The following is a 12,310-nucleotide window of genomic DNA, read 5'->3' as shown; positions in this document are numbered from 1 at the left end:
CGCCATGACGTCTCCGATCGACCTGCTCCGCCGCCAGGTCAGCGACCTGCACCAGGAACTCGTCCGCTACAACCTCGTCGTCTGGACGGCCGGCAACGTCTCGGCCCGCGTGCCCGGCGAGGACCTGCTGGTCATCAAGCCCAGCGGGGTCTCCTACGACGAGCTGACCCCCGAGAACATGATCCTCTGCGACCTGGACGGCAAGGTCGTCGAGGGCACGCACAGCCCCTCCTCCGACACCGCCGCCCACGCCTACGTCTACCGCCACCGCCCCGACGTCGGGGGAGTGGTGCACACCCACTCCACCTACGCCAGCGCCTGGGCCGCCCGCGGCGAGGCCGTCCCCTGCGTACTGACCGCGATGGCCGACGAGTTCGGCGCCGAGATCCCGGTCGGCCCGTTCGCCCTGATCGGGGACGACTCGATCGGCCGGGGCATCGTCGAGACCCTGGCCGGCCACCGCTCGCCCGCCGTCCTGATGAAGAGCCACGGCGTCTTCACCATCGGCAAGGACGCCAAGGCCGCCGTCAAGGCCGCCGTGATGTGCGAGGACGTCGCCCGCACCGTCCACATCTCCCGCCAGCTCGGCACCCCCCTGCCGATCGCGCAGGCCGACATCGACAGCCTCAACCACCGCTACCAGCACGTGTACGGCCAGCAGCCCGCAGGCCGGTAAGGAGAGTACCGATGAAGACCATCGAGGGCCGCGAGGTCTGGTTCCTGACCGGCAGCCAGGGTCTGTACGGCGAGGACACGCTGCGCCAGGTCGCCGAGCAGTCCCGGAGCATCGCCGAGACGCTGGACGACGGTACGGACATACCCGTCCGGGTGGTGTGGAAGCCCGTCCTCACCGACGCGGGCGCCATCCGGCGGATCTGCCTGGACGCCAACGCCGACGACACCTGCATCGGCCTGATCACCTGGATGCACACCTTCTCGCCCGCGAAGATGTGGATCGCCGGCCTGGACGCGCTGCGCAAGCCGCTGCTCCACCTGCACACCCAGGCGAACGTCGCGCTGCCCTGGTCGTCCATCGACATGGACTTCATGAACCTCAACCAGGCCGCCCACGGCGACCGGGAGTTCGGCTACATCCAGTCCCGGCTCGGGGTGGCCCGCAAGACCGTCGCCGGGCACGTCAGCGACCCCGTCGTCGCCGCCCGGATCGGCGCCTGGGCCCGCGCCGCCGCCGGCCGCGCCGAGCTCAGCAGCCTGCGCCTCGCCCGCTTCGGCGACAACATGCGCGACGTCGCCGTCACCGAGGGCGACAAGGTCGAGGCCCAGCTGCGCCTCGGCGTCTCGGTCAACACCTACGGCGTCAACGACCTGGTCGCCGCCGTCGACGCGAGCAGCGACGCCGACGTCACCGAACTGGTCAAGGAGTACGAGGACACCTACCGCCTCGCCCCCGAACTGCGGGCCGGCGCGGAGCGCCACGACGCCCTGCGCTACGCCGCCCGGATCGAACTCGGCCTGCGCGGATTCCTGGACGCCGGCGGCTTCAAGGCCTTCACCACCAACTTCGAGGACCTCGGCGGCCTGCGCCAGCTCCCCGGCCTCGCCGTCCAGCGGCTGATGGCCGACGGCTACGGCTTCGGCGGCGAGGGCGACTGGAAGACCTCCGTCCTGCTGCGCACCCTCAAGGTGATGGCCGCCGGCCGGCCCGGCGGCACCTCGTTCATGGAGGACTACACCTACCACCTGGAGCCCGGGCGGGAGTTGATCCTCGGCGCGCACATGCTGGAGGTCTGCCCGAGCATCGCCGCGGCCACCCCGTCCTGCGAGATCCACCCGCTGGGCATCGGCGGCCGGGAGGACCCGGTGCGCCTGGTCTTCGACGCCGAGCCCGGCCCGGCGGTGGTCGTCGGCCTCGCCGACATGGGCGACCGGTTCCGCCTCGTCGCCAACGAGATCGACGTGGTGGCGCCGAGCGAGCCGCTGCCGCACCTGCCGGTGGCCCGCGCCGTCTGGCAGCCCCGCCCGAACCTGCGGACCTCCACCGAGGCCTGGCTCACCGCCGGGGCACCGCACCACACCGTGCTCTCCAGCGCCGTCGGTGCCGAGGAGCTCGCCGACCTCTCCGACATCCTCGGCGTCGAGCTCCTGACCATCGACGCGGACACCACCATCCGCCGCTTCACCCAGGAGATCCGCTGGAACCAGGCGTACTACCGCCTGGCCCAGGGGTTCTGAGGCCGGTCCGACCCACCCAACCGTCCCCAGGGCGGCGCTCGGGCCCTGTGCCCGCGCGTCGCCCTTTTCGCGCGCACCCGACCGGGGTGGCGCCAGGCAGAGGAGCCGCACCGACCATGACCGCACCCACGATCCGCCGCGAGCCCCACCTCACCCTGCCCGACGGGCGGCCCGTCGAACGCTGGATCCTCAGCGCGGAGCAGGCCGTCACGGTGGAGGTGCTGACCCTCGGCGCCCGCCTGCACGCGCTGCACGCCCCGGACCTGGACGGGCACCGGGCCAATCTGGTGCTCGGGGCGGCGACCGGGGCCGACCTGCTCGGCGGGGCCGCCTACTTCGGCGCCACCGCCGGCCGCTACGCCAACCGGATCGCCGGCGGGGAGCTGCCGCTCGACGGCGCCGTCCACCGGCTGCGGACCCAGCCGGGCGGGCACACCCTGCACGGCGGTCCCGACGGCTTCGCCACCCGGCTCTGGACGGCCGCCGAAGTCCGCGAGCGGGGCCGGGCCGGTGTCCGGTTCACCCTGCGCAGCCCCGCCGGGGACATGGGCTTCCCGGGTGCGCTCACGGCCAACGTCAGCTACCTGCTGGACGGTTCGGGGGAGCTCACGATCGACTACGTGGCGGTCTGCGACGCGCCGACGGTGGTCAACCTGACCAACCACGCCTACTTCAACCTGGCGGGCGAGGGCGCCGGCACCGTCCACGAGCACGTCCTCCAGATCGAGGCCGACCAGTACCTGCCGGTGGACGCCGCGCTGATCCCGTACGGCCCGCCGGCCCCGGTCGCGGGCACGCCCTTCGACCTCACCCGGCCGCGCCGGCTGGCCGAGGCCCTTGCCGCCAACCATCCGCAGCTCGCGGCGGCGGGTGGCGGGTACGACCACAACTGGGTGCTCCGCCCGGCGGCGGACGGCGGCGCGCGCCGGGTGGCGACGCTGTGGCACCCGGGCAGCGGGCGCCGGCTGGACTGCATCAGCACGGAGCCCGGCCTCCAGGTCTACACGGGCAACCTGTTCGACGGCACCCTGACCGGTCCGGGCGGCCACCGGTACCCCGCGTACGCGGGTGTGGCCCTGGAGACCCAGCACTTCCCCGACTCCCCGCACCACCCCGAGTACCCGTCCACCGTCCTGCGCCCGGGGGAGGAGTACCGCTCCAGCACGGTCTACCGGGTGGGCACGGAGATTCGGCCGGAGCTCTTGACCATCGGTGTGTGAGCGTTAACAATCGGTTCGCGCGGCCGTTCCGCGCTGCCCGCGGCGCGGCTGCCCCGCGCCGCGCCGCGTGGCACGGCCGGCCCCGACGAGCCCGGCGCTGTCCGGCCGCCCGTTCGCGGCCCCCGCACAGAGCGCGTCCGAGCACCGCATCGGATCGCGTGCGCCCCTTCCCCGGCCCGCCGCGCACCCGCGACGAAGCTGTCGGTATCCGATCCATCCCGAGCCGGGCGGTCTTGTTTCCTGGGGCTACGACCACAGTGGTGACGAGCACTTCTTCCTGCCCTGCGATCCGGACCCGGAGCGCTGGAAGATCGTGACGATGGTTCACGAGACCGGCGTCGAAGTCCACGACGGGCCCTTCGCCGGGTTCGTGCTCGCCTTCGTCAACCGGTTGCGCGATCTGGACCGCTGTCACGGTGTCGATCCGGACGCCTTGGAGTTCCTGGAGCCGGAGGACTTGGAGGAACTGGCCGCGAGCGGCGAAATCGGCCCGATCGAGCCGAGCTTCGAGCCCTTCTGATCCAGGTCTGGTCGGGTCGGGTCGCGGCTCCGGGCTCCGGCGTGCTCAGAACAGGGACTCCTGCGCACCCGGGTTCTCCGGCCTGCGGCGCAGGGCCGGCTCCAGCCCCGCGCAGGGGGCGCCGGCGGCCGGGGTGAGCGTCCAGCCGGTCAGCAGCCGGGTGTCGAGCAGGAGCGGCGGCTCGTCCGGGCCGGTGTCGAGGAAGAGGTGCCGGCCGACCGGCGGCCGCAGGACGCCGGAGAGCGTGGCGCCGTCGCTGAGCGCCGTGATCTCGCGGTAGACCGGCGGGGCGCCGCCGGCCAGACCGAACAGCCCCACCTGGTCCACCGGCTGCCCGTCCGGCAGGAGTTCGATCGCGTGACCGCTCAGCAGTTGCACCACCGAGCCGCGCAGTTCGGCCAGCTCCCGGTGCCGCAGTGCGGGCTCCGGCAGGCTCCACCAGCAGGCGGACTTCGTCCGCGCCGACAGCCGTTCACGGGCCAGTCCGGCCTGGGCGACGGTGAGCTCGGCCCGGCGCACGCCCGGCAGTGATCCCCGCGCGACGAAGGTGTAGCCGAGCGCGCCCTGCTCCAGCAGGCGCGTCGTGCCGCGCTGCTCGGCCGTGAGGCCGACCTTGAGGACGCCGGTGCCGAACCAGGCCAGGTACAGCCGGTACGTCCGGCCGTCGTCCAGGATCTGGTCGCGGGCCAGCGCCAGACCCGGGTCGGCGCCCTGGCACGAGGGGCACTGCGAGGACTTCCCGCCCGGCTCGATGACCGCCTCGTACGGGCAGGGGTGGTGCCCGCCGGCCGTGCGCACCCCGCCGCAGCGCCTGGGCCCGCCGACCACCCACCCGACGGACATCCCCGCGGCCACGGCCCGCCGGTGCTCACGCGGCCCGCTGACCGCGGTGAGGTGCGGCAGGCCGTCCCGCCAGTGCAGCCCGGTGGCCGTCCAGCCGGATGCGGACCGGGGTACGGAAGTCGTCACGGTTGGTGAGCGTACGTCCTGCCACCGACAACCGGCCGGGCGGCCCCGGGGCGGCAGACGGAACGGCCGCTCCGGCGGGTGGCAACGCCTGCGTATCGTGGGCGCCGTGCCGAACAACGCGGGGCCGACCGCTTTCACGAACCGCTGGGGCGAGCTGACCGGTCCGCTCGGGGGCAGCCCCGTGCCCGACCGGGATCACTGCTCCTGCTTCGATCAGCGGCAGGCGACGAATCGCCGACGGGTGCGCCCGCACACCGAGCAGCAGGACACCTCGTTGCCGGGCTGGCAGCACCTGCTGGAACTGGTGGACGAGGCCGCCGCGGACGGACGCGAGGAGTTCCGGCCGCTGGCGGAGCTGAGCCCGCAGGAGCGGCGGCAGGTCATCACGCTGCCGCCGGCGATCGCGGGCCTGACCGAGGTCAGGCACCTCGTGCTGTACGGCAGCAACCTGGTGCGGATCCCGCCGGAGATCGGCGCGATGACCGCACTGGAGGAGTTCACCCCGTACACCTCGCGCCGCCTGCACTGGTACCCCTACGAGTTGACCAGGTGCCGGAGGCTGGTGCGGAGCACCGTGAGTACCCGGGCCCTCTACGGCAACGAGAAGATCCGGCCGCCGTTCCCGCCGCTGTCGGCGATCCCCGGGGATGTCCGCCGGGTCGGTGGCGGGGCGAGCACCTGCAGTGTGTGCGACCGGGTGCTGGACGGCCGGGCGCGTCAGGTGTGGATATCGCTGAGGGTCGCCACCGACGTCCTGCCGCTGCTGGTGAACGCCTGTTCGGCCGACTGCGTGAAGGCGCTTCCGGCGGCGCCGCGGGGGTACGTGCGGACGGCCCATCGGGGCGGGCCCGCAGTGGTCCAGCCGCCTGCGGACTGAGCGGCGACCGGTCAACGGGCTCCGCCCGGTCGCTGGGGGCGCCAGGACCGGGCGGAGTGTCATCGGGTCATCCGATGCGGACGGTGGGCAGGCGGTGGATCAGGAGCCGACCTTGCGCTTGTTGTACACGTCGAAGCCGACGGCGGCGAGCAGGACGAGGCCCTTGATCACCTGCTGGTAGTCGGTGCCGACGCCGACCAGCGACATGCCGTTGTTGAGCACACCCAGCACCAGTCCGCCGATGATGGCGCCCAGTACCGTGCCGACACCGCCGCTGGCCGAGGCGCCGCCGATGAACGCCGCGGCGATCGCCTCCAGCTCGAAGTTGATCCCGGCCTGCGGGGTACCGGCGTTCAGCCGTGCGGCGAACACCATGCCGGCCAGCGCGGCCAGCACGCCCATGTTGACGAAGGCGAGGAAGACCACCCGCTTGCTCTTGACGCCGGACAGCTTCGCCGCCGCCTCGTTGCCGCCGATCGCGTAGGTGTGCCGGCCCAGGATCGAGTTCCGCATCAGGTAGCCGAACCCGACCAGCAGCACGCCCAGGATCAGCAGCACCACCGGGAAGCCGTGGTAGCTCGCCAGCAGCAGGGTGAAGACCAGCACCGCCGCGGTGATCGCCGCCAGCTTGGCCAGGAAGAAGCCGAGCGGCAGCAGGTCGAGCCCGTACTCGGCGGCCCGGCGCCGGCCGCGCACCTCCTGGAGCACAGCCAGCACGAGCACGCCGACGCCGAGCAGCAGGGTGAGGTTGTGGTAGTTGGTCTGCGGGCCGACCTCGGGCAGGAAGCCGCCGGCTATCTTCTGGAACCCCTTGGGGAACGGCGCCACCGACTGGCCCTGCAGCAGGATCTGGGTGCCGCCCCGGAACAGCAGCATGCCGGCCAGGGTGACGATGAACGACGGGATGCCGACGTACGCGATCCAGAAGCCCTGCCAGGCCCCGGCGGCGGCGCCGATCAGCAGGGCGACGACCAGCGCGAGCGGCCACGGCACGTCGTGCTTGACCATCATCACCGCGGCGGCGGCGCCCACGAAGGCCGCGAGCGAACCGACCGAGAGGTCGATGTGCCCGGCGATGATGACGATCATCATGCCGATCGCCAGGATCAGGATGTAGCTGTTCTGCTGGATCAGGTTGGTGATGTTGAGCGGCTTGAGCAGGGTGCCGTCGGTCCAGATCTGGAACAGCACGACGATCAGTGCCAGCGCCACCAGCATGCCGTACTGCCGGATGTTCCCGCGCAGCGCCCGCACCAGCAGCGGGACGCCGCCGGTCTGCGCCGGGGCGGCGGGTGCGCTCGCCGGGGGCTTGGAGAGGTCGGTCTGGGCCATGCCTTACACCTGCTCGTTCTCGGTCGCCGCGCTCACGGTCATGAGGCGCATGAGTGATTCCTGGGTCGCGTCGGCACGGTCCAGCTCACCGGTGAGCCGGCCCTCGGCCATCGTGTAGATCCGGTCGCACATACCGAGCAGCTCGGGCAGCTCGGAGGAGATGACCAGGACCGCCTTGCCCTGTGCGGCGAGGTCGGCGATCACCGTGTAGATCTCGGACTTGGCGCCGATGTCGATACCCCGGGTCGGCTCGTCCAGGATCAGCACCTCCGGTCCGGAGAAGATCCACTTGCTGAGCACGACCTTCTGCTGGTTGCCGCCGCTGAGCTTGCCCACCTGCGCGAACACCGAGGGCGCCTTGATGTTCATGCTCCGGCGGAAGCCCTCGGCCACCCGGGTCTCCTCGTGCTCGTCCACCCGTCCGCGCCGCGAGAGCCGGCGCAGCGCGCTCAGCGAGATGTTGCGGCTGATGGTGTCCAGCAGGTTCAGCCCGAGCTGCTTGCGGTCCTCGGTGACGTACGCGAGGCCGTGCCCGATCGCCTCGGGGACGCTGCGGGTGCGGATCTCCCGGCCGTCCAGCAGGACCCGGCCGCCCGCGTACCGGCCGTACGAGCGGCCGAAGACGCTCATCGCCAGTTCGGTGCGGCCGGCGCCCATCAGGCCGGCGATGCCGACGATCTCGCCGCGCCGCACGTTCACGGACACGCCGTCCACCACCTTGCGCTGGTGGTCGATCGGGTGGTGCACCGTCCAGTCCTCGACGGCCAGCGCGACGTCGCCGATCTCCGGGGTCCGCTCGGGGTAGCGGTGCTCCAGGTCGCGGCCGACCATGCCCCGGATGATCCGGTCCTCGGAGATGCCCTCGGCGCCCACCGCGATGGTCTCGATGCTGCGCCCGTCGCGCAGGATGGTCACCGAGTCGGCGACCCGGGCGATCTCGTTGAGCTTGTGCGAGATGAGGATGCACGCGATGCCCTGGGCCTTGAGCTCCAGGATCAGGTCGAGCAGCTTGCGGCTGTCCTCGTCGTTCAGCGCGGCGGTCGGCTCGTCCAGGATCAGCAGCCGGACCTCCTTGGCGAGCGCCTTCGCGATCTCGACCAGCTGCTGCTTGCCGACGCCGATGTCGGCGACCCGGGTGTGCGGGCTCTCGTGCAGGCCGACCCGCTGGAGCAGCGCCTTCGCGTGGGTGAGGGTCCGGTGCCAGCTGATCACGCCGCGGCTCGCGTGCTCGTTGCCGAGGAAGATGTTCTCCGCGATGGAGAGGTAGGGCACCAGGGCGAGCTCCTGGTGGATGATCACGATTCCGCGCTGCTCACTGCCCCGGATGTCCCGGAACTCGCAGGGCTCGCCCTCGAACCGGATCTCGCCCTCGTAGGAGCCGTGCGGGTACACGCCGCTGAGGACCTTCATCAGGGTGGACTTGCCGGCGCCGTTCTCCCCGCACACGGCGTGGACCTCGCCGGGGGCGACGCTGAGGGTGACGTCGGAGAGGGCCTTGACGCCGGGGAAGGACTTGCTGATCGAGCGCATCTCGAGGACAGGTCCGGCCATGGTGGTGCATCCGTTCGACGGGGGGCGGCACGGGCGGGGTGACGTGTCAGGTCGTCTCCCGGCCCGTGCGCCCGGTTCCGAGGGGGCAGCGGTGAGGTGAGCCGGTCGACGGCTACTTCAGCTGGTCGGCGGTGTACTGGCCGCCGTCGACCAGCACCTTCTGGTAGTTCTCCTTGTCGACACTGACCGGCGGCAGCAGGTACGCCGGCACCACCTTGGAGCCGTTGTCGTACTGCTTGGTGTCGTTCACCTCGGGCTTGCCGCCGGTGAGCAGGGCGTCGCCCATCTGGACGGCGACCTTGGCCAGCTCGCGGGTGTCCTTGTACACGGTCTGGGTCTGCTCGCCCGCGATGATCGACTTCACCGAGGCCAGCTCGCCGTCCTGGCCGGTCACGATCGGCAGCGGCTTGCCGGCTCCGCCGTAGCCGACGCCCTTGAGCGAGGACAGGATGCCGATCGAGATGCCGTCGTACGGCGAGAGCACCGCGTCGACGCGGGCCGTGGTGTACGCCTTGCTCAGCAGGTTGTCCATCCGGGACTGGGCGAGGCCGCCGTCCCAGCGCAGCGTGGCGACCTGGTTGAAGTCGCTCTGCCCGCTCTGGACGACCAGCTTCTTCTCGTCCAGGTAGGGCTTGAGCACGGTCATCGCACCCTGGAAGAAGAAGTTCGCGTTGTTGTCGTCCGGCGAGCCGGCGAACAGCTCGATGTTGAACGGACCCTTGCCGTCCTTGAGGCCGAGCTTCTCGGCGATGTAGGTGCCCTGGAGCTCGCCGACCTTGAGGTTGTCGAAGGTCGCGTAGTAGTCGACATGCTCGGTGCCACGGATCAGACGGTCGTACGAGATGACCGGAATCTTGGCGTCGGCGGCCTTCTGCAGGACGTCGGTGAGCGAGGAGCCGTCGATGGCCGCCACCACGAGCAGCTTGGCGCCCTTGGTGATCATGTTCTCGATCTGCGAGACCTGGTTCTCCACGACGTTGTCGCCGTACTGGAGGTCGGTCTTGTAGCCCTTCGCCTGGAACTGCTTGACCATGTTGGAGCCGTCGTTGATCCAGCGCTCCGAGGACTTGGTGGGCATCGCGATGCCGACCAGGCCGCCCTTGGCGTCGGCGCTGCCGGCCGATGCCCCGTCGCCGACGCCGTTGGCGCTCTGGCCGCAGGCCGCCAGCGTCAATGCGAGGCCGGCTGCTGCCAGGCCCGTCACTACCTTCCGCACAATTCCTCCAGTGATTTGCCGCGAGCGTGGGGATCCCGGCGGTGGCCGTGGGCCGTGGGCCGGTCGGGGGGCGGCGGGTTGAGGGCGGCTGCTCGGTCGCTTCCCTGTCCCGAGCGGTCCGCCGGTGTGATGGGAGGGTGCTGCCACCCGGTCGCTCCGACCTGGCGTTACATGAGTGTTAACGCTCACAGGAACCTCGTCAAGTGCCCTGGGATCACCGTTGGGTATCGCGGGCGGGCGGATATGGAGATCTCCGGACGGGGGCTTGACGGCAGGATTGTTAGCGTTAACAATCTGCCCCGGACAGGTGCCGGCTACGCCTTTGCGGGCGCCGTCCCCCGAGGACACGTACGCGGGCGTGCTGCCGCCGGCCACCCGAAGTGAGAGGCTCTGGAGCATGGAACAGCGCGTACTCGGCAGGACCGGCCGCGAGGCCTCCGTGATCGGCCTCGGCACCTGGCAACTCGGCGCGGACTGGGGCGACGTCCGCGAGGACGACGCCCTCGCAGTCCTCGACGCGGCCGTCGACGCCGGTGTCACCTTCTTCGACACCGCCGACGTCTACGGGGACGGCCGCAGCGAGCAGCTCATCGGCCGCCACCTGCGCGCCCACCCGGGCGCCCCCGTCCTGGTCGCCACCAAGATGGGCCGCCGGGCGGAGCAGCGGCCGGAGCACTACAACCTCGACAACTTCCGCTCCTGGACGGACCGTTCACGCGCCAACCTCGGCGTCGACCGGCTCGACCTCGTCCAGCTGCACTGCCCGCCGACCCCCGTCTACTCCTCCGACGAGGTCTACGACGCCCTCGACACCCTGGTGGCCGAGCAGCGGATCGCCGCCTACGGCGTCAGCGTCGAGACCTGCGCCGAAGCGCTCACCGCGATCGCCCGCCCGGGAGTGGCGAGCGTCCAGATCATCCTGAACCCGTTCCGGCTGAAGCCGCTGGACGAAGTCCTGCCCGCGGCGGTCGCCGCCGGTGTCGGCATCATCGCCCGCGTCCCGCTCGCCTCCGGTCTGCTCACCGGCCGCTACACCCGCGACACCGTCTTCCCGGCGGACGACCACCGCACCTACAACCGCGACGGCTCCGCCTTCGACCAGGGCGAGACCTTCTCGGGCGTCGACTTCGCCACCGGGGTCGAGGCCGCCGTCGAATTCGCCGGCCTCGCCCCGGACGGCGCCACGGCGGCACAGACCGCGCTGCGCTGGATCGTCCAGCAGCCCGGCGTCACCAGTGTCATCCCCGGCGCCCGCAACCCCGGGCAGGCCCGCGCCAACGCGGCCGCCGCCGCCCTGCCGCCGCTCCCGCCCGCCACCCTCGAAGCCGTCCGCGACCTCTACGACCGGCGGATCCGCGCGGGGGTGCACGACCGCTGGTGACAGGGGGCCGCGCGCGGGCTCGGGCCGCCCGCGCGCGGACTCGTCCCGCGATCCGGCGATCCCGGGATGCCTGAGCGGCACCGGCGGTGCCTGAGGAGCCGGACCGGGCAACGGCCGGGCGAGCCCGGGGCGGCTAGGGGAAGCCCGGGCCGCCCGCGCGGAGCCAGTCGGCCACTTCGGCCGGCTCCAGCAGGAGGGCGGCGGACCAGTCGGCGAGCAGCAGGTCGAACTCCAGCATCAGCCGGCCGAGGCCGGCGGCCAGGTCGGCGATCGGGACGGCCCGGTGCGGCGGGTCGGAGGGGGCCAGGCCCAGCACGGTGACGAGGCCGTCGGTGGCCTCGCCGTACAGCGTGAGCGTACCCACGGCGACGGCGAACGAGCCGGGGACGCGGCCCAGGCCGTTGCGGTGGTCCACGCCGGCGTACGTGCGGTCGGCGGTGGGCATCAGCTCGACGAGCCGTCGGTACGGCAGGCCTCCGGCGAGGGGGTCGGGCTGCTCCTGGCGGACGTGGACGTCGCTGTAGGCCCGGATCGCGTCCTCGCCCCCGTCCTCGTCCTCGCCCCCGTCCTCGCCGAGCGCCGGCGGGTCCTCCTCCTCGATCCGGCGGATCTCCCGCAGGTCCGCGGCGGCCTGGTCGGTCAGCCTGCGGGAGATCAGTTCCGTCTGGCGCCAGTCGTCCTCGTGGAGGACGAAGTCGCCGTCTGCGGGCCGGGGCGCCGCGGCCGGCCGCACCAGCAGGACGAGGGTGCCGGTGGCGGTGAACTCGGCCGCCGTCGGCGGGTCCGCCATCACGACGGCCCACGGTGACCCGTCGAGTTCGAGCTGTGCGGCCGTCTCGAACGAGGCGGGGAGCAGGGCTGCTTGCAGGTCGGTGCGGGCGAACTCCTGCCCGGTGTCCGCGTTGACGAGGACGACCCGGACAGACCCCTGGTTCGGCATGCCGCCAGCCTAGCGCCCGGGGCCCCGGCAGTTGCCAAATCGCCTACGGCGAAGGGTGGTTGTCAGCCTGTCGGGTGGCCCGGGTCGTCGGGCCCGTCATCGTTCGCGTTC

General features: G+C 72.0%; 11 protein-coding genes. 6 read left to right on the top strand and 5 right to left on the bottom strand.

Features of this window, described 5'->3' with window-relative positions; translation table 11 throughout:
• Nucleotides 1-4: 4 nt before the first annotated feature.
• The 4 genes from ACFUK0_RS04250 (at nt 5) to ACFUK0_RS04235 (ending at nt 3,933) form a co-directional block, all read left to right on the top strand.
• A complete protein-coding gene (locus tag ACFUK0_RS04250; RefSeq protein WP_380246494.1) occupies nt 5-676 on the top strand; it encodes an L-ribulose-5-phosphate 4-epimerase in 672 nt (223 codons plus the stop codon).
• Between the two features lie 11 nt (nt 677-687).
• Complete coding sequence (gene araA, locus ACFUK0_RS04245) at nt 688-2,193, top strand: L-arabinose isomerase (protein ID WP_380246493.1); 1,506 nt, start codon at nt 688-690, stop codon at nt 2,191-2,193.
• Nucleotides 2,194-2,309: 116 nt separating this feature from the next.
• Entirely contained in the window at nt 2,310-3,413 is a 1,104-nt protein-coding gene (locus ACFUK0_RS04240; RefSeq protein WP_380246492.1) for an aldose epimerase family protein, read from the top strand.
• A 67-nt stretch (nt 3,414-3,480) separates the two neighbouring features.
• Nucleotides 3,481-3,933: a hypothetical protein gene (locus ACFUK0_RS04235; protein ID WP_380246491.1), complete on the top strand. Its 453-nt coding sequence runs from the start codon at nt 3,481-3,483 to the stop codon at nt 3,931-3,933.
• A 45-nt stretch (nt 3,934-3,978) separates the two neighbouring features.
• Here the strand turns inward: ACFUK0_RS04235 and ACFUK0_RS04230 are convergent, their stop codons facing one another.
• Nucleotides 3,979-4,902, bottom strand: a complete 924-nt coding sequence (locus ACFUK0_RS04230; protein ID WP_380246490.1) for a DUF2797 domain-containing protein — start codon at nt 4,900-4,902, stop codon at nt 3,979-3,981.
• 106 nt (nt 4,903-5,008) lie between these two features.
• On the opposite strand from ACFUK0_RS04230, the gene ACFUK0_RS04225 reads away from it, so the two are divergent.
• Nucleotides 5,009-5,779: a leucine-rich repeat domain-containing protein gene (locus ACFUK0_RS04225; RefSeq protein ID WP_380246489.1), complete on the top strand. Its 771-nt coding sequence runs from the start codon at nt 5,009-5,011 to the stop codon at nt 5,777-5,779.
• A 99-nt stretch (nt 5,780-5,878) separates the two neighbouring features.
• On the opposite strand, the gene mmsB is transcribed toward ACFUK0_RS04225, so the two are convergent.
• The 3 genes from mmsB to chvE all read right to left on the bottom strand — a co-directional run bounded on the left by mmsB (nt 5,879) and on the right by chvE (nt 9,866).
• Entirely contained in the window at nt 5,879-7,111 is a 1,233-nt protein-coding gene (mmsB, locus tag ACFUK0_RS04220) for a multiple monosaccharide ABC transporter permease (protein WP_380246488.1), read from the bottom strand.
• 3 nt (nt 7,112-7,114) lie between these two features.
• Nucleotides 7,115-8,662, bottom strand: coding sequence for a multiple monosaccharide ABC transporter ATP-binding protein (gene mmsA / locus ACFUK0_RS04215; protein ID WP_380246487.1), 1,548 nt, complete (start codon nt 8,660-8,662; stop codon nt 7,115-7,117).
• A 112-nt stretch (nt 8,663-8,774) separates the two neighbouring features.
• Nucleotides 8,775-9,866, bottom strand: coding sequence for a multiple monosaccharide ABC transporter substrate-binding protein (chvE, locus tag ACFUK0_RS04210; protein WP_380246486.1), 1,092 nt, complete (start codon nt 9,864-9,866; stop codon nt 8,775-8,777).
• Between the two features lie 409 nt (nt 9,867-10,275).
• Here chvE and ACFUK0_RS04205 point away from each other — a divergent pair, with 409 nt between their 5' ends.
• Nucleotides 10,276-11,259, top strand: a complete 984-nt coding sequence (locus ACFUK0_RS04205) for an aldo/keto reductase (RefSeq protein ID WP_380246485.1) — start codon at nt 10,276-10,278, stop codon at nt 11,257-11,259.
• A gap of 133 nt (nt 11,260-11,392) precedes the next feature.
• Here ACFUK0_RS04205 and ACFUK0_RS04200 read toward each other — a convergent pair whose 3' ends face one another.
• On the bottom strand, nt 11,393-12,199 hold the full coding sequence (locus ACFUK0_RS04200; RefSeq protein ID WP_380246484.1) for a hypothetical protein: 807 nt from the start codon (nt 12,197-12,199) through the stop codon (nt 11,393-11,395).
• Between the last annotated feature and the right edge of the window lie 111 nt (nt 12,200-12,310).

The sequence above is a fragment of the Kitasatospora sp. NPDC057223 genome, from assembly GCF_042669755.1.
Classification (GTDB): Bacteria; Actinomycetota; Actinomycetes; order Streptomycetales; family Streptomycetaceae; genus Kitasatospora.
This window is presented reverse-complemented; position numbering and strand designations above follow the sequence as displayed.

What these genes read in the sequence shown, in the direction of transcription:
- ACFUK0_RS04205 (WP_380246485.1), top strand. Translation starts at nt 10,276, where the DNA reads ATGGAACAGCGCGTACTCGGCAGGACCGGCCGCGAGGCCTCCGTGATC.
- mmsB (WP_380246488.1), bottom strand. Translation starts at nt 7,111, where the DNA reads ATGGCCCAGACCGACCTCTCCAAGCCCCCGGCGAGCGCACCCGCCGCC.
- ACFUK0_RS04240 (WP_380246492.1), top strand. Translation starts at nt 2,310, where the DNA reads ATGACCGCACCCACGATCCGCCGCGAGCCCCACCTCACCCTGCCCGAC.
- ACFUK0_RS04200 (WP_380246484.1), bottom strand. Translation starts at nt 12,199, where the DNA reads ATGCCGAACCAGGGGTCTGTCCGGGTCGTCCTCGTCAACGCGGACACC.
- araA (WP_380246493.1), top strand. Translation starts at nt 688, where the DNA reads ATGAAGACCATCGAGGGCCGCGAGGTCTGGTTCCTGACCGGCAGCCAG.
- mmsA (WP_380246487.1), bottom strand. Translation starts at nt 8,662, where the DNA reads ATGGCCGGACCTGTCCTCGAGATGCGCTCGATCAGCAAGTCCTTCCCC.
- ACFUK0_RS04250 (WP_380246494.1), top strand. Translation starts at nt 5, where the DNA reads ATGACGTCTCCGATCGACCTGCTCCGCCGCCAGGTCAGCGACCTGCAC.